15 protein-coding genes and 3 tRNA genes are annotated in these 20,353 nt (G+C 70.3%); 8 read left to right on the plus strand and 10 right to left on the minus strand.

What is annotated here, in order from left to right; genetic code table 11:
- Positions 1-216 precede the first annotated feature (216 nt).
- The 3 genes from hrpA to ACH4VO_RS29685 all read left to right on the plus strand — a co-directional run bounded on the left by hrpA (position 217) and on the right by ACH4VO_RS29685 (position 4,950).
- Positions 217-4,164, plus strand: coding sequence for an ATP-dependent RNA helicase HrpA (hrpA, locus tag ACH4VO_RS29675; protein ID WP_360995130.1), 3,948 nt, complete (start codon positions 217-219; stop codon positions 4,162-4,164).
- Between the two features lie 202 nt (positions 4,165-4,366).
- Positions 4,367-4,441, plus strand: a tRNA-Asp gene (locus ACH4VO_RS29680).
- A 137-nt stretch (positions 4,442-4,578) separates the two neighbouring features.
- Entirely contained in the window at positions 4,579-4,950 is a 372-nt protein-coding gene (locus ACH4VO_RS29685) for a DUF6274 family protein (RefSeq protein WP_360995127.1), read from the plus strand.
- Positions 4,951-5,566: 616 nt separating this feature from the next.
- On the opposite strand, the gene bldC is transcribed toward ACH4VO_RS29685, so the two are convergent.
- Positions 5,567-5,773, minus strand: coding sequence for a developmental transcriptional regulator BldC (bldC, locus tag ACH4VO_RS29690; RefSeq protein ID WP_003949541.1), 207 nt, complete (start codon positions 5,771-5,773; stop codon positions 5,567-5,569).
- Between the two features lie 840 nt (positions 5,774-6,613).
- Positions 6,614-7,462 carry a hypothetical protein gene (locus ACH4VO_RS29695; protein WP_360995124.1) on the minus strand — a complete coding sequence of 283 codons (849 nt, stop codon included), beginning with the start codon at positions 7,460-7,462 and terminating at the stop codon, positions 6,614-6,616.
- 176 nt (positions 7,463-7,638) lie between these two features.
- Between ACH4VO_RS29695 and ACH4VO_RS29700 the strand changes: the two genes are divergently transcribed.
- Positions 7,639-8,730, plus strand: a complete 1,092-nt coding sequence (locus ACH4VO_RS29700) for a Glu/Leu/Phe/Val dehydrogenase dimerization domain-containing protein (protein WP_360995122.1) — start codon at positions 7,639-7,641, stop codon at positions 8,728-8,730.
- Positions 8,731-9,182: 452 nt separating this feature from the next.
- Positions 9,183-9,440 carry a DUF3073 domain-containing protein gene (locus ACH4VO_RS29705; RefSeq protein WP_069171487.1) on the plus strand — a complete coding sequence of 86 codons (258 nt, stop codon included), beginning with the start codon at positions 9,183-9,185 and terminating at the stop codon, positions 9,438-9,440.
- Positions 9,441-9,574: 134 nt separating this feature from the next.
- Here the strand turns inward: ACH4VO_RS29705 and purM are convergent, their stop codons facing one another.
- From purM to purS, 8 genes are all read right to left on the minus strand, one after another.
- On the minus strand, positions 9,575-10,648 hold the full coding sequence (gene purM, locus ACH4VO_RS29710; RefSeq protein WP_360995118.1) for a phosphoribosylformylglycinamidine cyclo-ligase: 1,074 nt from the start codon (positions 10,646-10,648) through the stop codon (positions 9,575-9,577).
- A 60-nt stretch (positions 10,649-10,708) separates the two neighbouring features.
- On the minus strand, positions 10,709-12,235 hold the full coding sequence (purF, locus tag ACH4VO_RS29715) for an amidophosphoribosyltransferase (RefSeq protein ID WP_360995116.1): 1,527 nt from the start codon (positions 12,233-12,235) through the stop codon (positions 10,709-10,711).
- 638 nt (positions 12,236-12,873) lie between these two features.
- Entirely contained in the window at positions 12,874-13,710 is an 837-nt protein-coding gene (locus tag ACH4VO_RS29720; RefSeq protein WP_360995113.1) for an META domain-containing protein, read from the minus strand.
- A 38-nt stretch (positions 13,711-13,748) separates the two neighbouring features.
- The gene (locus ACH4VO_RS29725; RefSeq protein ID WP_360995212.1) at positions 13,749-14,546 is read right to left on the minus strand and encodes a sterol carrier family protein; all 798 of its coding nucleotides are present in this window, start codon (positions 14,544-14,546) and stop codon (positions 13,749-13,751) included.
- Positions 14,547-15,066: 520 nt separating this feature from the next.
- A complete protein-coding gene (locus ACH4VO_RS29730) occupies positions 15,067-15,591 on the minus strand; it encodes a winged helix-turn-helix domain-containing protein (protein ID WP_360995110.1) in 525 nt (174 codons plus the stop codon).
- A 105-nt stretch (positions 15,592-15,696) separates the two neighbouring features.
- The gene (purL, locus tag ACH4VO_RS29735; RefSeq protein ID WP_360995107.1) at positions 15,697-17,946 is read right to left on the minus strand and encodes a phosphoribosylformylglycinamidine synthase subunit PurL; all 2,250 of its coding nucleotides are present in this window, start codon (positions 17,944-17,946) and stop codon (positions 15,697-15,699) included.
- Positions 17,943-18,623 (minus strand): phosphoribosylformylglycinamidine synthase subunit PurQ, encoded by a 681-nt coding sequence (gene purQ, locus ACH4VO_RS29740; RefSeq protein ID WP_360995104.1) that lies wholly within the window; start codon positions 18,621-18,623, stop codon positions 17,943-17,945. Before purQ ends, purL begins: the two co-directional genes overlap by 4 nt.
- Positions 18,620-18,889 (minus strand): phosphoribosylformylglycinamidine synthase subunit PurS, encoded by a 270-nt coding sequence (purS, locus tag ACH4VO_RS29745; RefSeq protein ID WP_307125834.1) that lies wholly within the window; start codon positions 18,887-18,889, stop codon positions 18,620-18,622. Before purS ends, purQ begins: the two co-directional genes overlap by 4 nt.
- 365 nt (positions 18,890-19,254) lie before the next feature.
- Here purS and ACH4VO_RS29750 point away from each other — a divergent pair, with 365 nt between their 5' ends.
- The 3 genes from ACH4VO_RS29750 (at position 19,255) to ACH4VO_RS29760 (ending at position 19,965) form a co-directional block, all read left to right on the plus strand.
- Entirely contained in the window at positions 19,255-19,590 is a 336-nt protein-coding gene (locus ACH4VO_RS29750) for an Lsr2 family protein (protein WP_360995101.1), read from the plus strand.
- 151 nt (positions 19,591-19,741) lie between these two features.
- Positions 19,742-19,813: transfer RNA gene (locus tag ACH4VO_RS29755), tRNA-Gly, on the plus strand.
- 79 nt (positions 19,814-19,892) lie between these two features.
- A tRNA-Gly gene (locus ACH4VO_RS29760) sits at positions 19,893-19,965 on the plus strand.
- Positions 19,966-20,353 lie beyond the last annotated feature (388 nt).

Here is a 20,353-nt window from a genome sequence, read left to right on the forward strand (position 1 = left end):
CCGGGGTCCGCACCAACCCACCGTGCCGGTCCGCACCGGCCTCTCCTGTTCAGGACCACAGGACCACCACCGGACCGGACCCCGCAGACCACCGCGGGCACGGCCCGGCGGGCCGCTCAGGGCGCGTCCGACCGCGTGGGCCCGCCGGCACCGTGACGCACCCCGCGTGAAATACGTTCGCCACTCCCCGCGCCCGGGTGAGATCCTGGGGTCCGTATGTCTACTTCCTTCGCCGATCTCCAGACCACGCTCGGGCAGCTCTCGCTCCGCGACGCGCAGCGGCTCGGCCGTCGTCTCGAGGGCACCCGCCGCATCCGCAAGCCCGAGGCCCGGCAGTCCGTGCTGGACGAGATCGCCGCCGAGGCCGGCAAGGCGGCCGAACGACTGGCCGGGCGTGCCGGGCGGGTGCCCGCTCTGTCGTACCCGGAACAGCTTCCGGTCAGCCAGAAGAAGGACGAGATCCTGGAGGCGATACGCGACCACCAGGTCGTGATCGTCGCGGGCGAGACCGGCTCCGGCAAGACCACGCAGATCCCCAAGATCTGCATGGAGCTGGGGCGCGGCGTCCGGGGCATGATCGGGCACACCCAGCCCCGCCGGATCGCCGCCCGCACGGTCGCCGAGCGGATCGCCGACGAGCTGAACACCCCGCTCGGCGAGGCCGTCGGCTGGAAGGTGCGCTTCACCGACCAGGTGAACCCGGACGCGACCTTCGTGAAGCTGATGACGGACGGCATCCTGCTGGCCGAGATCCAGACGGACCGCGAACTCCTCGCCTACGACACGATCATCATCGACGAGGCCCACGAGCGGTCGCTGAACATCGACTTCCTGCTGGGCTACCTCGCCCGGCTGCTGCCCAGGCGCCCCGACCTCAAGGTCGTCATCACCTCGGCGACCATCGACCCGCAGCGCTTCGCCAAGCACTTCGGCGAGGCGCCCGTCGTGGAGGTCAGCGGACGTACGTATCCGGTGGAGGTGCGTTACCGGCCGCTCCTGGAGGAGGACAGCGAGGACTCCGACCGCGACCAGATCACCGCGATCTGCGACGCGGTCGACGAGCTCGGATCCGAAGGCCCCGGAGACGTCCTGGTCTTCCTCTCCGGGGAGCGCGAGATCCGCGACACGGCGGACGCCCTGAACAAGCGCGGCCTCAGGAACACCGAGGTGCTCCCCCTCTACGCGCGCCTCTCGCACGCCGAGCAGCACCGCGTGTTCCAGCGCCACACCGGACGCAGGATCGTTCTGGCGACGAACGTCGCGGAGACCTCGCTGACCGTCCCCGGCATCAGGTACGTGATCGACCCGGGTACCGCCCGCATCTCCCGCTACAGCCACCGGACCAAGGTCCAGCGGCTGCCGATCGAGCGGATCTCCCAGGCCAGCGCCAACCAGCGCAAGGGCCGCTGCGGCCGTACGTCGGACGGCATCTGCATCCGGCTGTACTCCGAGGACGACTTCCTGACCCGTCCGGAGTTCACCGACCCGGAGATCCTTCGGACGAACCTGGCCTCCGTCATCCTCCAGATGACCGCGGCCGGTCTCGGCGACATCGAGAAGTTCCCCTTCATCGATCCGCCGGACCACCGCAACATCCGGGACGGCATCCAACTGCTCCAGGAGCTCGGCGCGCTGGAGACGGCCGAGAAGACCCCGCAGGAGGGGAAGCGGGGCCAGCGCCTCACCCCGCTGGGCCGCAAGCTCTCCCAGTTGCCGGTGGACCCGCGCCTGGCCCGCATGGTCGTGGAGGCCGACCGCAACGGCTGTGTCCGCGAGGTCATGGTCATCGCCGCCGCGCTCTCCATCCAGGACCCGCGCGAGCGGCCCGCGGAGAAGCAGACCCAGGCCGACCAGCACCACGCCCGCTTCAAGGACGAGACGTCCGACTTCCTGGCGTTCCTGAACCTGTGGCGCTACATCCGGGAGCAGCAGAAGGAGCGGGGTTCCTCCAGCTTCCGCCGGATGTGCAAGCAGGAGTACCTCAACTTCCTGCGCATCCGCGAGTGGCAGGACATCTACGCGCAGCTGCGCACGGTCGCCAAGCAGATGGGCATGCAGCTCGAGGACTCCTCGGCGGACCTGGCCGCCCCCGAGCAGTCGGTGCACACCTCCCTGCTGGCGGGCCTGCTGTCGCACATCGGGCTGAAGGACACCGAGAAGAACGAGTACCTGGGCGCCCGCAGCGCCAAGTTCGCGATCTTCCCCGGGTCCGCGCTCTTCAAGAAGCAGCCGCGTTTCGTGATGTCGGCCGAGCTGGTGGAGACCTCCCGTCTCTGGGCGCGGGTCAACGCCAAGGTCGAGCCGGAGTGGATCGAGCCGCTGGCCCAGCACCTGCTGAAGCGGACCTACAGCGAACCGCACTGGGAGAAGGACCAGGCGGCGGTGATGGCGTACGAACGGGTCACTCTCTACGGAGTACCGATCGTCGCCCAGCGCAAGGTCAATTTCGGCCGGATCGACCAGGAGGCGTCCCGGGATCTCTTCATCCGGAACGCCCTGGTCGAGGGTGACTGGCGCACCCCTCACCAGTTCTTCCATGACAATCGCAAACTCCTCGGCGAGGTCGAGGAGTTGGAGCACCGCGCTCGGCGCCGCGACATCCTGGTGGACGACGAGACGCTCTTCGATTTCTACGATCAGCGGATCCCGGAGCACATCGTCTCCGGGGCGCACTTCGACTCCTGGTGGAAGCACAAGCGCCGCGACGAGCCCGACGCGCTCGACTTCGAGCGCTCGATGCTCATCAACGAGAAGGCCGGGGCCGTCACCAAGGACGACTACCCGGACTCCTGGCGGCAGGGGAGGCTCACGTTCCGGGTGACGTACCAGTTCGAGCCGGGAGCGGACGCCGACGGTGTGACCGTCCACGTCCCCCTCCAGGTGCTCAACCAGGTCACGCCGGAGGGTTTCGACTGGCAGATCCCGGGGTTGCGCGAAGAGGTGGTCACCGAGCTCATCCGCTCGCTGCCCAAGCCGATCCGCCGGCACTACGTCCCCGCCCCGAACTACGCGGCGAAGTTCCTGGACCGGGCCGTCCCGCTGCAGGAGCCGCTGCCGCTGACACTCGCCCGGGAACTCCAGCGGATGGTCGGCGTGCCGGTCACCGCGGAGGACTTCGACCTGTCCCGCGTACCGGACCACCTGAAGATCACCTTCCGGATCGTCGACGAACGACGCCGCAAGGTCGCCGAGGACAAGGACCTGGAGGCACTGAAGGTACGGCTGCGCCCCAAGGCCCGCGAGGCGCTCTCCAAGGCCGCCGCGGCCACCGCCGGTCCCTCGGGCGGGTCCATCGAGCGTTCGGGCCTCACGGACTGGACGATCGGCACGCTGAACCGGGTCTTCGAGACCCGGAGGGCCGGCCAGCCGGTGAAGGCGTACCCGGCCCTCGTCGACCAGGGGGAGAGCGTCGCCGTACGGCTCTTCGACACGGAGGCCGAACAGCAGCAGGCGATGTGGCGGGGCACCCGGAAACTGATCCTGCTGAACATCCCGGTCAATCCGGCGAAGTTCGCCTCGGACACGCTCACCAACCAGCAGAAGCTGGCGCTGTCGCGCAATCCGCACGGCTCCGTCCAGGCGCTCTTCGACGACTGCGCGACGGCGGCGGCGGACCGGCTGATCGCCGCGCACGGCGGCCCGGCCTGGGACGAGGCGTCGTACCGCACGCTGTACGAGAAGGTCCGCGCGGACCTGGTGGACCTGACCGTCCGCACGATCGGGCAGGTGCAGCAGATCCTGGCGGCCTGGCAGGCGTGCGAGCGCCGGCTGAAGGCCACGAACAGCCTGGTCCTGATCAACAACGTCACGGACGTCCGCGATCACCTGGCCCGCCTCGTACCGCCCGGGTTCGTCACCGCGACCGGGCTGCGCAGGCTGCCCGACCTGATGCGCTATCTGGTCGCGGAGGACCGCCGGCTCCAGCAGATGCCGACGAACGTCCAGCGCGACACCACGCGTATGGAGAAGGTCCACGAGATGCAGGACGAGTACGCCTGGCTGCTGGAGCAGCTGCCGCAGGGGCGGCCCGTCCCGCAGGAGGTCCTGGACATCCGGTGGATGATCGAGGAGCTCCGGGTGAGCTACTTCGCCCACGCCCTGGGGACGGCCCAGCCGGTCTCGGACAAGCGGATCGTGAAGGCGATCGACGCGGCCGCACCGTGATCCGGACGGGCGGCACCGTGCCCCGGTCCGGCGGCGGCCCGGTTCTCCGTACTGCCCGTGCGGTGATCCGGGCCGCCGCCGGACCGCTGCGGGTCCTCCGCCGGCTGTAGCGCACCCGCCACCCAGAGTGAGTTCGACCTGGCCCTCAGACCTCCTGTAGAGTCTGTCTTCGCAGCCAGCCGCAAGGCAGCAGCGAAAACCTGGTCCTGTGGAGCAGTTTGGAGTGCTCGCCACCCTGTCAAGGTGGAGGCCGCGGGTTCAAATCCCGTCAGGACCGCAGTAGACGGAAGCCCGGATCCCCTGGATCCGGGCTTCCGTGCGTCTTGACGGCCGGATCCGTCGCGGGTACCCCATAGAAGAGGCCGCCCCTGGTTCCCGGTGCGGGACGGCCGGGCTCTCCGGGAGGTCGCACGGATGTCTGCGTCCACGGCACGGCACGAGACCCGCGCGCTGCTGCGCGCCCATCTGGCGGCCGCGTCCGACTACCGCCACCTCACCCGCGACTGTCCGGTGTGCCATCGCCTCCAGGCGCTCGCCAGGGATCCTCTGACGCCCACTCAGCTTCCGTACGTGCACTCAGGGCCTGGCGGGGCTCCCAAGCCGCCACCGGCCCTCCGGACGCCTGCCGCAGCGCCGGAAGGGCCGGCCGTCACACCGGACGGGCCGGCCGAGGCGGCTTCGCACCCGTCCAGCGCCACCGCCGAGGCCGAGAACGAGAGCATGCGGGGGTACGACGACCGGAGCGGGGCCCGGGGGCGACCACCCCGTCCGCGACCCGCTCGGTGACCAAAGTGCCTCCACGACATGACGATCAGCCCCAGCCGTACGCCCCCGCGGAGTGGCAGGCTCGGAAGCGACAAGCCCACACCGGTGTGACGGGAGTCACCGAACTGGTTTTGCCCGAGGGGCACTTTACGCACTTCCTACAACGGGCGAATTTAATATGTGCAATTGCACTCCTTTGAACACACATCCCGGATCGTTCCTCCCGAGCCCTCCCACGAGACCCGGGCCCCGGACGAACAGCCCCGAACAGGCACACCCAGACCCGCACACGGAGCCCTGTGGAAACCGACCCGTCGGCCTGTTGTCGGCCTGTCAGGAGGGCGCCGGGGCCGACTGCGGAGCAGCCACGCTGCGGCGCACACCGGCTACACGGCGGCGCGCGGCCGCCGAGGGGGCCGGAGTCGCACCGTCGCCGGACGTCCGCGGGAGGGCGCCTGGAGGCCACAAAAAAAGATCGCGCTGGACCCGGCGGAGTCCAGCGCGATCGAACGACGCACCCGTGAGTCACAGGTATGACGCCCGTTGGGGCAGGCGTCCGTCATGTGGAGCTATGAGTGGGTACCGAGGACTGGGGGGCCCATCGGCAACCCTGTTGTGCTGCGGCGACAGGGGTGTGTCAGGCCTCGCTGCGCTGTTGCGGAATACCCGCAAGCAGTGCGCGGACCTCTGCCTCGCGGTACCGGCGATGTCCACCGAGCGTGCGGATGGACGTGAGCTTGCCAGCCTTGGCCCAACGGGTGACCGTCTTCGGGTCCACGCGGAACATCGTGGCGACCTCAGCCGGGGTCAGCAGCGGCTCGGCATCAGGGGTGCGAGCGGTCATGAGCGGCCTCCTCGGGAGAACCGAACCATCTCGGTTCTTTCCTCTAAATTCTGCACCTTGACCCGCGTTGCCCGAAATGGCGGACGCGGGCCGAGTCGGTTATAGGACGAACGGCTTGTCCTCGGCACTACAACTACACCATCCGTCCGACCACGTCGGCCAAACCGATGGAATTGCCCTCCCAGGTGTTCATCAGCGACGGAAGCCGATGGACCATGCCATAGCGGACAGTCACGCTCCAGTGACGATCAGTCACAGAGCGATCAGGAGTCGTCAGAAGTCGTCAGACCCCCCATAGCGTGCAATGCTGAGCATTCCACCCATAGTTGGGCGGACAGAGTCTCCCCAGGACCCCTTGTCCTATTTTGGCATGAGGAGTAGGGAAGGACGCAAGGGCCCCGTTAGTGCTATCCGTCACGCTTGAGGCAAAGGCCCGGTTCGGGACGTAGGTCCCGAACTCCGCCGAGCGACCTCCCGCCTCACCTGTCACACGCGTCACACAGGGCGTTCGGTTCACTGGCCGTCAATTCCGCTCAGGACATTTCCGTTCACCTCCGCCCGGCACTCCCGTCGCCCCCAGGGGTCTCCCGGGGCCCTCCCGGGCACCCGAAGAATCCCGGAAGCCGCTCGGCGCCCTGGATGCCGGACACCGCACAGGATGTCTCTTCCCTCCCGATCGCCGGTCTATGCGGCGGTTACAGGCACTTCACACTGCTTTCCGACCAGGAGCTGTCCCGTCGTTCCCGGTGGATCAGCGCACGGCTCGGCCGCGGGGTACCGCACGGAGGGCCGACGCGCCGAGGTGACGTAGCTGTACGCCCGCCCGCCGGAGGGTCGCCCTCAGTTGGCCGACTGCCGGTCCCGTACGGCCCGCCACCGCTCGGCGAGACGCCCGTACGCCACCCCCGCCGCCTCGGTGTCCCCGGCCCGGAGTGCCGCGATGCCCTCGGCCACGTCCGCCGCCGAACGGTCCCCCGCCAGCTGCTCCCCGGGCAGCGCGTACACCAGGCCGCCGTAGTCCAGCTCGACCATGGCGCGCGGGTGGAACTCCTCCAGCCAGCGCCCCACGTCCACCAGCCCCTCCACGAGGGGCCCCTCGTCGGCCGTCTCCCGCAGCGTCTTGAGCGTCCGCGCCAGCCGGCGCCGTGCCTGCACCATCGGCGTGCGGTAGCGCAGCAGGGGGCGGACCCCGCCCCCCGCGTCGCCCGCCACGTACTCGCGCTCCTCGTCGCCGAACAGGACGAACCAGCGGACCGGGACATGCCACACCGTGGTCCGGATCCAGGGACGGGCGTCCGGGTTCCGCTCCGCCCAGCGCTCGTAGTCCGCGACCGCCTGCCCCCGCACCACCGGCGGGAGTACCGCGTCCAGCACCGTGGCCGGAAACAGACCCCCCAGTTCGTCCAGCGCCATCCAGCCCCGCATCCGTGTCCGCCAGGGGCAGACGCACACGACCCCGTCCACGTCCGCGACGAAGGCGTCCCCGCTCTCGTGCACGGGCACGCCCACGGGCGGCGTGGGCACCAAGTCGGCCAGCGAACGGCGGAGTTCGTCCTGGGCCGTAGGCAGGTCGGTCCGCCGGGCGTAGCGCGTCCAGTGGGCGCGTTCGGGCTCGGGGAAGGCGGCGAGCGGCTCGTACACCCGCAGGTAGGACGCGTAAGGGACAACCAGGGAGGACACCAACGGCATGCGGCAGATCGTGTCACGCCCGTACTCCGCAGGGGGGTGATCCCGGGCACTCCCACGGATCTACGGGCGCGTAGGACTTACAGTCTTGCCCAGTCGGACCGGCCGTGCCGGCCGGTCCGAGGCCCTCCCCACCTTCAGGAGGGTCTTCCGCCGCTTCGTACTTGGGAGTCACCACAGTGACCGATGTGACCGGCGTGCCTGGCGATGTACTGCGAACCCTGTTCCACTCGGATCAGGGGGGTCACGAGCAGGTCGTGATCTGCCAGGACCGTGCCACCGGCCTCAAGGCCGTCATCGCCCTCCACTCCACCGCCCTGGGCCCCGCCCTGGGCGGCACCCGCTTCTACCCCTACGCCACCGAGGCCGAGGCCGTCGAGGACGCGCTGAACCTGTCGCGCGGCATGTCCTACAAGAACGCCCTGGCCGGCCTCGACCACGGCGGCGGCAAGGCCGTGATCATCGGCGACCCCACGCTCATCAAGACGGAGGAACTGCTGCTCGCCTACGGCCGGTTCGTGGCCTCCCTCGGCGGACGCTACGTGACCGCCTGCGACGTCGGCACCTATGTCGCCGACATGGACGTCGTCGCCCGGGAGTGCCGCTGGACCACCGGACGCTCGCCCGAGAACGGCGGCGCCGGCGACTCCTCCGTGCTGACCGCCTTCGGCGTCTTCCAGGGCATGCGCGCCTCCGCCCAGCACCTGTGGGGCGACCCGACCCTGCGGGGCCGCAAGGTCGGGGTCGCCGGCGTCGGCAAGGTGGGCCGCCACCTGGTCGAGCACCTGCTGAGCGACGGCGCCCAGGTCGTCGTGACCGACGTCCACGAGGAGTCCGTACGCCGGATCACCGACCTGCATCCGGAGGTCGCCGTCGCCGCGGACACGGACGCGCTGATCCGCACGGAGGGCCTCGACATCTACGCCCCGTGCGCGCTCGGCGGTGCGCTGAACGACGCGACGGTCCCCGTGCTGACCGCGAAGGTGGTGTGCGGCGCGGCCAACAACCAGCTCGCGCATCCCGGTGTCGAGAAGGACCTTGCCGACCGCTCGGTCCTGTACGCACCGGACTACGTCGTGAACGCCGGTGGCGTGATCCAGGTCGCGGACGAGCTCCACGGTTTCGACTTCGACCGGTGCCGCGCCAAGGCCGCCACGATCTTCGACACCACGCTGGCCATATTCGCACGTGCGAAGGCCGACGGCATTCCGCCGGCCGCCGCCGCCGACCGGATCGCCGAGCAGCGGATGGCCGAAGCCCGCGGCCGCTGAGGCGTCACCGCCGGCGAGACCCTTGCGGGACACCACCGGTCCGGGCGCCTGTCACCGGGCCGTCGCCCGGACCGGAGTCCGAGCCGGTGACAAGCACGCCCCGGACTCCTGCCGCGCCCGGCCGGCTCCCCCGCCCCCGCCGGGCAGGTGCGGGGGAGCCGGACGGAGGCCCGGGAGGGTCCGGCGGGGGTGGGAGCGCGTGGGGAGACAAGACTCACTCCGGTCGGCGGGTCGGCCACCGGCAAGAGGTTAAAATCGCTGTTGACCAGCGAGGACGGGCTCCTCCACGGTCCTGCGGCACGGCACGTGATGCGGGCGGCGTACCGTATGGCCGAGGAAGCAGGTACCGTTAAAGCCACGGGCGCGGTCTCTCAGCCGAGAGTCCGTCCCGAAACATGAACGCGTGTCAAGACTCTGGGGCCGTCGAGCCCCGTCACCGAGGGGGTCGAGCCATGGGGCGCGGCCGGGCAAAGGCCAAGCAGACCAAGGTCGCCCGCCAGCTGAAGTACAGCAGCGGCGGGACTGACCTGTCGCGTCTGGCCAATGAGCTGGGCGCATCGCCTTCGAGTCAGCCACCGAACGCCGAGCCGTTCGAGGACGACGACGAGGAAGATGACCCGTACGCACAGTACGCGGATCTGTACAACGACGACGAGGACGCGGACGAGGACGGCCGGTCCGGTCCGTCGTCACAGCGCCGCGGCGCTTGACCTCGCGCTGACACATGAACCCGGTCCGGGCCTGCCCGGACCGGGTTCTGTGCTGTCCCGGTACGGACGGGTGGTGCGGGCCCCGCGTCCGCCGGCCCGATCGGTACCGGGCCGGCGGACGCGTCGTCAGCTGTCTACCGGGCGTAGTCGCCGGTCAGGGCCGCGCCCGTGGAGTGGTCACCGCGGTCGGTGATCTCACCGGCGACCCAGGAGTCCACCCCCCGGTCGGCCAGGGTCGTGAGCGCCACGTCGACGGAGTCGGCGGGCACGATCGCGATCATGCCGACACCCATGTTGAGCGTCTTCTCCAGCTCCAGCCGTTCGACCTTTCCGGCCTTGCCGACCAGATCGAACACGGCTCCGGGCGTCCAGGTGGACCGGTCGACGGTGGCGTGCAGCCCGTCCGGTACGACGCGGGCCAGGTTGTTGGCCAGACCCCCGCCCGTGACGTGGCTGAAGCCGTGCACCTCGGTCGTACGCGTCAGGGCCAGACAGTCCAGGGAGTAGATCCGCGTGGGCTCCAGAAGCTCCTCCCCGAGCGTCCTGCCGAACTCCTCGACCTGTCGGTCCAGGGTCCAGCCGGCCCGGTCGAAGACCACATGGCGCACCAGCGAGTACCCGTTGGAGTGAAGACCGGAGGACGCCATCGCGATCACGGCGTCACCCTTACGGATACGGTCCGGGCCGAGCAGCCGGTCGGCCTCGACCACGCCCGTGCCGGCGCCCGCCACATCGAAGTCGTCCGGGCCGAGCAGGCCCGGGTGCTCCGCCGTCTCGCCGCCGACCAGGGCGCAGCCGGCCAGGACGCAGCCCTCGGCGATGCCCTTCACGATGGACGCGACACGCTCGGGGTGCACCTTGCCGACACAGATGTAGTCGGTCATGAAGAGCGGCTCGGCACCGCAGACGACCAGGTCGTCGACGACCATGCCGACCAGGTCGTGGCCGATGGTGTCGTACACGCCCATCTGCCGGGCCAGATCGACCTTCGTACCGACACCGTCGGTGGCGGAGGCGAGCAGCGGGCGCTCGTAGCGCTTGAGCGCCGAGGCGTCGAAGAGGCCGGCGAAGCCACCCAGGCCGCCGAGGCCCGCGACCTCGGGGCGCTGCGTCTTCTTCACCCACTCCTTCATCAGCTCGACGGCGCGGTCTCCGGCTTCGATGTCGACGCCCGCCGCCGCGTAGGAAGCACCTGTTGTCTCAGACATTGCCCGGGATCTTTCGTGTGGGAATACGGGGCTGGTGGGGACGGAGCCGGCCGGTCCGCGTCACGGACGGCGCAGCGCGTCGGCCGCCGCGGTCCCGGCGGGGCCTGCCGCCAGCTCGGTCTCCAGCAGCTGCTTGCCCAGCAGCTCCGGGTCGGGGAGCTCCATCGGGTACTCGCCGTCGAAGCAGGCGCGGCAGAGGTTCGGCTTGGCGATCGTCGTCGCCTCGACCATCGCGTCCAGCGAGATGTACGCGAGCGAGTCCGCGCCCATCGAGGTGGCGATCTCGTCGACCGTCATACCGTTGGCGATCAGCTCGGCGCGCGTCGCGAAGTCGATGCCGAAGAAGCAGGGCCACTTCACGGGCGGGGACGAGATCCGGATGTGGATCTCGGCGGCGCCGGCCTCGCGGAGCATGCGGACCAGGGCACGCTGGGTGTTGCCGCGGACGATCGAGTCGTCGACGACCACCAGGCGCTTGCCCTTGATGACTTCCTTGAGCGGGTTGAGCTTGAGGCGGATGCCCAGCTGGCGGATGGTCTGCGACGGCTGGATGAAGGTCCGGCCCACGTAGGCGTTCTTGACCAGTCCGGCCCCGAACGGGATACCGCTCGCCTCGGCGTACCCGATGGCCGCGGGGGTGCCCGATTCCGGCGTCGCTATGACCAGGTCGGCCTCGACCGGGGCTTCGGCGGCGAGCTTCCGGCCCATCTCCACGCGGGAGAGATAGACGTTCCGGCCGGCGATGTCGGTGTCGGGGCGGGCCAGGTAGACGTACTCGAAGACGCAGCCCTTGGGCTTCGCTTCTGCGAATCGAGAGGTGCGCAGGCCGTTCTCGTCGATGGCGATGAGCTCGCCGGGCTCGATCTCGCGCACGTAGCTGGCGCCGCAGATGTCGAGGGCGGCGGACTCGGAGGCCACCACCCAGCCGCGCTCCAGCCGGCCGAGGACCAGGGGGCGGATGCCCTGCGGGTCACGGGCAGCGTAGAGCGTGTGCTCGTCCATGAAGACCAGGGAGAAAGCGCCCTTGACCTCGGGGAGCACCTTCGCGGCGGCCTCCTCGATGGTGAGCGGCTTGTCGTCCTCGTCCCGCTGGCCGGCGAGCAGAGCGGTCACCAGGTCGGTGTCGTTCGTCGCGGCGACCCGGGTGGTCCGGCCGTCCTTCCGGGGAAGGTCGGCCACCATCTCGGCGAGCTGGGCCGTGTTGACCAGGTTGCCGTTGTGTCCCAGGGCGATCGAGCCGTGCGCGGTGGCACGGAACGTCGGCTGCGCGTTCTCCCACACCGAGGCACCGGTGGTGGAGTAACGGGCATGACCGACCGCGATATGGCCCTGGAGCGAACCCAGAGACGTTTCGTCGAAGACCTGCGAGACCAGTCCCATGTCCTTGAAGACCAGGATCTGGGACCCGTTGCTCACTGCGATGCCCGCGGACTCCTGTCCACGGTGCTGCAGGGCATACAGTCCGAAATAGGTGAGCTTGGCGACCTCTTCGCCCGGAGCCCAGACACCGAAGACGCCGCAAGCGTCCTGGGGGCCTTTCTCTCCGGGGAGCAGGTCGTGGTTGAGTCGTCCATCACCACGAGGCACGCCACCGAGTGTAGGCGAGATCGACCACCGGTCCGAATTGGGTGGCCGCCCGGCAGGCACCCTGGGCGGCGGGGCGCGACGCTTCTCCCGGTGGTCCGACCCGGCACCGGTGCGTCACGGGGAGTGATCGCGGCTCGGTTCTGGACGGCACTCCCGGAAGGGTGAGGGCCCTCGGCGCCCGGTGGAAAGGCGTTACCGGCGGGTCGGGCCGGCCGGTGGCCGCGCGGCGGGAACGGCCCGCTCGTGGCACTCCGTGAGCCGGGATGCCCGGCAGCGGGAGCCGCGGCCGTCCGCCCGTTCCGTGGCGAGCCTCACACCGCACGGCCACGGGCGGAGGGCCTGCGGGCCGCTCCCGGCTCCTGACCCTGTCCCGGCGGAACGGGCGGAACGTGCACAACGGGTGGAAAGTGCGGAACGGGCGGTACGGCGACGAGAGGCGGGCGCAACCGATTCCGCACCGACCGCGGACAGCACTCCCGCCGACCCGGCATCCTGTCTGTCCCCGCTGCCGGCCTGGCCCTCGACGACGGCCATGCGCGGTGCCCCGCCCCTGGCCGCTCACCGGCAGCCACGAGCTGGGCCTGCTCCGCATCCGGCGGGTTCCCGGCACACCCGCGGGCCGAGGGCCGGTCCGGCGATCAGTCCTCGTCCGCCGGGGCGGACGCGTGGAGCCCCTTGCCGTCCTCCGCCTCGATCGACAGGGAGCGGTGATCGATCACGTACGCCGTCCTGCCCTCCAGGACGCCGAGCAGGGCGCGCTCCAGTTGCATCTGCGGCCCCGGGCACATCTTCCGGGTGGAGGCGAGCGATCCGAAGGTGATCGTGGAGCCGGCGACCGCCGCCCGGCCGTGGAAGGAGTTGCAGCCGAGGCTGCCCCGCACGGTGCCGTCCTCCCCGAAGGTGAGGTGCGCCGCGTCGTCCGTGCCCGCGGGCAGGGAGGTGGCGGTACTCCCGGAGATCAGCCCGGTCACCGTCCAGGCGGTGCCGGCGAGTGGGGCCGGTGGTTGCCGGACGAGGGCGATGGAGTCGCCCCGCGCCCTCGTCAGGGCCAGCGTCCTTCGCTCGCCACTGCCCGTCACATCCGCCCGGAGCTCGCCGCGGAAGGCGCGGCCCAGTGCCTCCTCGAAGCGCTGGACACCCTTCTCGCAGCCCATCTCGGTGGTGGTGACCGGGCCGACGGTGATCCTGGCGCCGTCGACGCGGGCGTCGGCGGTGAACCGGTTGCAGCCCAGACTGCCGGTGGCTTTCCCCTTCGTGTCGATCACGACATGGGCGCCGGCGGGTGCGGGCGTCTTCTTCCCGTCGACGGTCACGGAGGTCACCTCCCAGTGGACACCGATCAGGGGCGGCTCCGTCCGCACGGTGCCGCTGCCGCCCCCGGAGTCACCGGAGCCCGCTCCGGATCCGGACTCCGTACCGCAGGCGGCCAGGGTGAGGAGGGCCAGGACACTGACAGCGATGCGTGGTGTGTGCATGGCGATGGGACGGACCGGCCGGGCGATCCGGTTCCCTCTCAGCCCATCAACGGGAGCAGCGGGCCGAGGTCGGCCCGCTCGCCGCTGGCACTGACCTGCGCCTCTTCCCGTGCCTGCGCCCACCCCGTACGGCCGGTCGCCAGCCGGGCCCAGGTCAGCGGGTCCGTCTCCACCACGTTGGGCGGTGTGCCCCGGGTGTGCCGGGGACCGCCGATGCACTGGACGACGGCGAACGGCGGGATCCGCACCTCGACGGAGCCGCCGGGCGCCCGGTCCGCGAGCGCGTCGGCGAGCAGCCGGGTGCAGGCGGCGAGGGCCTGACGGTCGTACAGGATGTCGAGGCCGGTCGCCCGGTGCAGATCGTCGGTGTGGACGACGAGTTCGACGGTGCGGGTGACCAGGAAGTCACCCAGCCGCATCGTCCCCGCCCGGGTGGCCACCAGCCGGTCACCGGCGGCGGGGACCAGCTCCGCGAACCGGGCTGCGGTCTCCGCGTACAGTGCCCCCAGGTCGGGCCGGGACGTGGCCAGGGCGTGGGTGTGGCCGGCGATCTCCGCCGCGTCCCCGGCGGTGGAGAACGGCCACTCCAGCAGGGTGACCTCCGGCTTGGGACCGCCGGCCGGCTCCGGCTGCTCCATGGCCCGGCTGACCCGCTCCAGGGCCGTCGTGATGTGCGCCGCGAGCTCCCGTACGGTCCACTCCCCCAGCCCCGGCAGGGCCAGCTGCTCGGGCGTCAGGGTGGCGACGCCGTCCTGTACGTGGGCGAACTGCGCCAGGACCGCGGTCCGGACCTTGGAGACGTCGTAGGCGCGAGGGCGTTTCTTGGCCGGAGGCATGGGGGCGAGACTAGCCGTCAGCCGGTCCCCAGGGGCCTCCTCCGGCCGTGACTCCTCGCCTCCGGCCGGCAGACCGATGCCCCGCCGGGCGAACGGGACGTCCCGCACCACGCCGGGGTCAGGGTGGTCTCTCACCTGGAAGGGCACGTGCGGCTGGGTGGAGTCGCCACGTCGCGTGAGCCGCCGACGGGCCCAGACCTCCGAGCCGGCGGGTGATGATGTGCGGGTCCGGCCGGGCACAGTCGTGCAGTAGCGTCCGTTCCCGAGCTGTTCGATCAGGGTGTGTTCGATGAACCGTCCGGTGTCGATCAGGTTCATGTTCCGGCGGCGGGCGTTGCGGCAGGCGGTCACGAGCCCGGCGGTGACTGCGCCCGCCGCCGGCACGAAGGTCACCCCGTACGGACCCGGCGGACCGGCGGGGAGGCCCGCCGGCACCAGGGTCAGGGGGGTGAGCCGGCAGCAGGGGACAGGCCCGCCGCGGCGCTGCGTACGGACATGGGCCCCGGTCTCGGCGGGGGTCTCAGGGCCGGGCGGCCGTGAGCACCACCAGCAGCGGCACGACCCGGGCACCTGGCACCTCGTACCGCCCCCGGCCCGCCGTCTGCAGCCAGCCCGCGGCCGTGAGCAGGCGCAGGTGGTGGTAGATCTGACCGGTGGTACCCGTCTCGTCCAGCCCGGCCAGTTCGGCGGCGGTGCGGCGGCCGCCGAGGATCTCGCGGAGCAGCCGCAGCCGTACCGGGTGGCCGAGGGCGGCCAGCGGCTCGGCGGCGTCGGACCAGTCCGGGCGGTCCTCGTCGGAACCCAGCAGCCCCGCGGTGAGAGCGCCGTACTGCCATTCGTACCGTTCACCGGCCGGGAGCCGGACGGCACCCGTGAACAGCACCCCGCCGTCGGCGGCGGCGTCCCCGACCCTGCCGAGCTGGTCCTTCAGCCCGTCCAGCGCCCAGAAGTCGCCGTCCCCCAGCTCCGGGGCTCCGCGCTCCCCGGCCGATTCGAGTGCCGCGATCCGGCGCTCCAACTCGGCCACACGGTCCTCGAGCTCCATAACCACCACCTTACGTAATCACGTAATCATCATCAACAGGCAGCGTGCCGCACGTCGAAGCCCCCGCCCGGTTCGACCCGGGCGGGGGCTTCGGAGCAGGTGGAACTAGGCGAACAGACCCTTCAGGGTCCCCTCGTGCGCCGTGCGCAGCTCGCCCAGCGGAATGCTGAACTCGCCCTGGACCTCGATCTCCTCACCGTCCACGACACCGATCCGGGTGACGGGCAGACCCCGCGCCCCGCACATGTCGTTGAAGCGGAGCTCCTCGCTGCGGGGAACCGAGACGACCGCGCGCCCCGCCGACTCGGAGAAGAGGAAGGTGAAGGCGTCGAGACCGTCCGGGACGAGCAGCCGGGCACCCTTCCCGCCCCGCAGGCAGGACTCGGTGACCGCCTGGATCAGGCCGCCGTCGGAGAGGTCGTGCGCCGCGTCGATCATGCCGTCGCGCGAGGCCGAGATCAGGATCTCACCGAGCAGCTTCTCGCGGCCCAGGTCGACCTTGGGCGGCATGCCGCCGAGGTGCCGGTGGATCACCTCGGACCACGCCGAGCCGCCGAACTCCTCGTGCGTGTCACCGAGCAGGTAGAGGAGCTGGCCCTCCTCCGCGAAGGCGACAGGCGTACGGCGGGTGACGTCGTCGATCACACCGAGCACGGCGACGACCGGCGTCGGGTGGATCGCCGTCTCACCGGTCTGGTTGTACAGCGAGACGTTGCCGCCGGTGACCGGGGTGCCCAGCTCCAGGCAGCCGTCCGCGAGGCCGCGGGTGGCCTCGGCGAACTGCCACATGACGTCCGGGTCCTCGGGCGAACCGAAGTTGAGGCAGTCCGAGATCGCGAGCGGCCTGGCTCCGGACGCGGCGACGTTGCGGTACGACTCCGCGAGCGCGAGCTGCGCGCCCGTGTACGGGTCGAGCTTCGCGTAGCGGCCGTTGCCGTCGGTCGCCATGGCCACGCCCAGGTTCGACTCCTCGTCGATCCGGACCATGCCGGCGTCCTCGGGCATCGCGAGCACGGTGTTGCCCTGCACGAAGCGGTCGTACTGGTCGGTGATCCAGGACTTGGAGGCCTGGTTCGGGGAGGCCACCAGCTTGAGGACCTGCTCGCGCAGCTCGGCGCCGTCCGCCGGGCGGGCCAGCCTGCCGGCGTCGTCGGCCTGCAGCGCGTCCTGCCAGGAGGGCCGCGCGAACGGGCGGTGGTACGTCGGGCCCTCGTGGGCGACGGAGCGCGGCGGTACGTCGACGATCTGCTCGCCGTGCCAGAAGATCTCCAGCTGCGAGCCCTCGGTCACCTCACCGATGACGGTGGCGATGACGTCCCACTTCTCGCAGATCTCCAGGAAGCGGTCCACGTGCTGCGGCTCGACGATGGCGCACATACGCTCCTGCGACTCGCTCATGAGGATCTCCTCGGGCGAGAGCGAGGAGTCGCGCAGCGGCACGGTGTCCAGCTCGACGCGCATCCCGCCGGAACCCGCGGAGGCCAGCTCGCTGGTGGCGCAGGAGAGCCCGGCGCCGCCGAGGTCCTGGATGCCCGCGACGAGCTTCTCCTTGAAGATCTCCAGGGTGCACTCGATGAGGAGCTTCTCCTGGAACGGGTCGCCCACCTGGACGGCCGGGCGCTTCGCCGGGCCGGTCGACTCGAAGGTCTCGGACGCCAGGACGGAGACACCGCCGATGCCGTCGCCGCCGGTACGGGCGCCGTACAGGATGACCTTGTTGCCGGGGCCGGAGGCCTTGGCGAGGTGGATGTCCTCGTGCTTCATCACGCCGATGCAGCCGGCGTTGACGAGCGGGTTGCCCTGGTAGCACTCGTCGAAGACCACCTCGCCGCCGATGTTCGGCAGGCCCAGGCAGTTGCCGTAGCCGCCGATGCCCGCGACGACGCCGGGCAGGACGCGCCGGGTGTCGGGGTGGTCGGCCGCGCCGAAGCGCAGCGGGTCGACGACCGCGACCGGGCGGGCACCCATGGCGAGGATGTCGCGGACGATGCCGCCGACGCCGGTGGCGGCGCCCTGGTAGGGCTCGATGTACGAGGGGTGGTTGTGCGACTCGACCTTGAAGGTGACCGCGTACCCCTGGCCGACGTCGACCACACCGGCGTTCTCGCCGATGCCGACGAGCATCGCGTCGTTGGCGGGGACCTTCTCGCCGAACTGCTTGAGGTGGACCTTGCTGCTCTTGTACGAGCAGTGCTCGGACCACATCACGGAGTACATGGCGAGCTCGGCGCCGGTGGGACGGCGGCCCAGGATCTCGCGGATCCGGGCGTACTCGTCCTCCTTGAGGCCGAGTTCCTTCCAGGGCTGCTCGGTGTCCGGGGTTTCGGCCGCGTGCTTGACCGTGTCCAGGCTCATGCGTTGACCAGCTTCTTGATGATCGAGGTGAAGAAACCGAGGCCGTCGGTGCGACCGGTGCCGATGAGCGGCTCGACCGCGTGCTCGGGGTGCGGCATCAGGCCGACGACGTTGCCCGCGGCGTTGGTGATGCCTGCGATGTCGCGCAGCGAGCCGTTCGGGTTCCCGTCGAGGTAGCGGAAGGCGACGCGGCCCTCGGCCTCGAGCTCGTCGAGCGTGTGCTCGTCGGCGGTGTAGCGGCCGTCCACGTTCTTCAGGGGTACGGAGATCTCCTGGCCCGCGGAGTAGTCGGACGTCCAGGAGGTCTCCGCGTTCTCCACCCGCAGCTTCTGGTCGCGGCAGATGAAGTGGAGGTGGTTGTTGCGCAGCATGGCGCCGGGCAGCAGGTGCGCCTCGGTCAGGATCTGGAAGCCGTTGCAGATTCCGAGGACCGGCATCCCGGCCTTCGCCTGCGTGATGATCGTCTCCATCACCGGCGAGAAACGGGAGATGGCTCCGGCGCGCAGATAGTCACCGTAGGAGAAGCCCCCGGCGAGGACCACCGCGTCGACCTGGTGCAGGTCCTTGTCGCGGTGCCAGAGCGACACGGGTTCGGCCCCGGCGAGCCGGACGGCCCGCAGGGCGTCCCGGTCGTCGAGCGTGCCGGGAAAGGTGACGACTCCGATACGAGCGGTCACTTCGGCTCCTCGGACTTCTCGTCCGTCTCGACCCTGACGGTGAAGTCCTCGATGACGGTGTTGGCGAGGAAGGTCTCCGCCAGCTCGTCGATGCGGGCGAGGGCCGCGGCGTCGACCGGCCCCTCGACCTCGAGCTCGAAACGCTTTCCCTGACGTACGTCCGCGATTCCGTCGAAGCCGAGACGGGGCAGTGCGCGCTGCACAGCCTGTCCCTGCGGGTCGAGGATCTCCGGCTTGAGCATGACGTCGACTACGACGCGTGCCACTGGCACTCCCGGTGGTGTGGTGCGGCTGTGTCTCCGAGGGGTTCCCCAGATCCCCGCGGGTCCACTCAGCGTACCTGGCCAGAAATTCTACGCGGGTAGATATCGAAGGGCCACGATCACGCCGAGATATCGACAGCCACACCGCGAAGGAAAAGACCTGGAAAAAATCTTCACCCCGATTGCACACGGACACGCGGATGCAATTGGCCGGGCTTCACAATGCGGCTCCCGCCGCTGTACAAATGATTAGCGGGGAAAGCAGGATTGCCCCGAAAACAGTTGACACCAGTCGATCCGCATCCTCAGCGGCCGGAAGGCCGGTCGCATCCCGGACGCGACGGTGCCGTAGGAAAGGACCCATATCCGTGGCTCAGCGCGTAGTGGTTACGCTCTCCGACGACATCGACGGGGGAGAAGCGGCGGAAACGGTCATCTTCGCCCTGGACGGGAAGTGGTACGAGATCGACCTCAATCCCGCCAATGCAAAGAAACTGCGCAAGGCCCTCGCGCCCTACATGGCGGCCGGCCGGAAGCAGACAGCCGCCGGCAGACACGGCAGGGCCCCCGTGGCGTACCACCACACCTCCGTCGCGCCCGACCCCGCGGCCGTGCGCGCCTGGGCCCGCTCGCACCGCATGGAGGTGCCGGCCCGCGGCCGGATCCCCAAGAAGGTCTACGAGGCGTTCCACGCCGCCAGTTGAGGGCCGCGCCCGGTATGCGCCGTTCCGGTACGCCTCGGACGGTGCCGGAACGGCGCCGCCGGAGAGCCGACTTGCACAACACCCCTGCAGGTCGGCTAGAGTCTGGAGCACGCCGAAGGGCAAGGCCGAAAAGCCGGGCCCCACGCAGCGTGCGGGTGTAGTTCAGTAGTAGAACATCCCCCTTCCAGGGGGAAGGCGCAGTGTGCAATTCCTGTCACCCGCTCTGCACTGCCTTACCGGATCACTTCGGGGATCAGGTAGAGTAGTGACCGCTCCACCGGTGAAGGCCGAGTGGTAGCAATGCGGACGTAGCTCAGTTGGTAGAGCGCAACCTTGCCAAGGTTGAGGTCGCCAGTTCGAACCTGGTCGTCCGCTCTTGTTCCGGAGGCCCCGGTCGGATATCCGACCGGGGCCTCCGGCGTGCTTCCCCACCGGCAACCCGGACGTGGTGCGGCATGAGCCGCACGATGACGTCGGGGCTGCCCCGTCCTCGGAGTCGAACGGCGTCCATGGGCCTTGCGCGGCCGGCTGCGAAGCAGTGACCGGAATCCTCTTCTCCAGGCACAGAGCTGCGCTGTGAAGGTCGCCACACCCCTGCGGACCGCGCTGTCCGTCCGCCGGACCGTGACCGCGGCAGGCGACGGCAGGCCCGGTCGTCCCTGGCAGGCGCCGGCGGTGCCAGGGGGTTCGTACCGAAGACAGCCGGCGGCCGGCCGGGACCGTCAGGGCGTCGTACGCGGAAACCGCGGTGCGGACCCGGAGT

The sequence above is a fragment of the Streptomyces sp. NPDC020780 genome (assembly GCF_044334475.1).
Taxonomy (GTDB): domain Bacteria; phylum Actinomycetota; class Actinomycetes; order Streptomycetales; family Streptomycetaceae; genus Streptomyces.

What these genes read in the sequence shown, in the direction of transcription:
- hrpA (WP_360995130.1), top strand. Translation starts at nt 217, where the DNA reads ATGTCTACTTCCTTCGCCGATCTCCAGACCACGCTCGGGCAGCTCTCG.
- ACH4VO_RS29685 (WP_360995127.1), top strand. Translation starts at nt 4,579, where the DNA reads ATGTCTGCGTCCACGGCACGGCACGAGACCCGCGCGCTGCTGCGCGCC.
- bldC (WP_003949541.1), bottom strand. Translation starts at nt 5,773, where the DNA reads ATGACCGCTCGCACCCCTGATGCCGAGCCGCTGCTGACCCCGGCTGAG.
- ACH4VO_RS29695 (WP_360995124.1), bottom strand. Translation starts at nt 7,462, where the DNA reads ATGCCGTTGGTGTCCTCCCTGGTTGTCCCTTACGCGTCCTACCTGCGG.
- ACH4VO_RS29705 (WP_069171487.1), top strand. Translation starts at nt 9,183, where the DNA reads ATGGGGCGCGGCCGGGCAAAGGCCAAGCAGACCAAGGTCGCCCGCCAG.
- purM (WP_360995118.1), bottom strand. Translation starts at nt 10,648, where the DNA reads ATGTCTGAGACAACAGGTGCTTCCTACGCGGCGGCGGGCGTCGACATC.
- ACH4VO_RS29720 (WP_360995113.1), bottom strand. Translation starts at nt 13,710, where the DNA reads ATGCACACACCACGCATCGCTGTCAGTGTCCTGGCCCTCCTCACCCTG.
- ACH4VO_RS29725 (WP_360995212.1), bottom strand. Translation starts at nt 14,546, where the DNA reads ATGCCTCCGGCCAAGAAACGCCCTCGCGCCTACGACGTCTCCAAGGTC.
- ACH4VO_RS29730 (WP_360995110.1), bottom strand. Translation starts at nt 15,591, where the DNA reads ATGGAGCTCGAGGACCGTGTGGCCGAGTTGGAGCGCCGGATCGCGGCA.
- purL (WP_360995107.1), bottom strand. Translation starts at nt 17,946, where the DNA reads ATGAGCCTGGACACGGTCAAGCACGCGGCCGAAACCCCGGACACCGAG.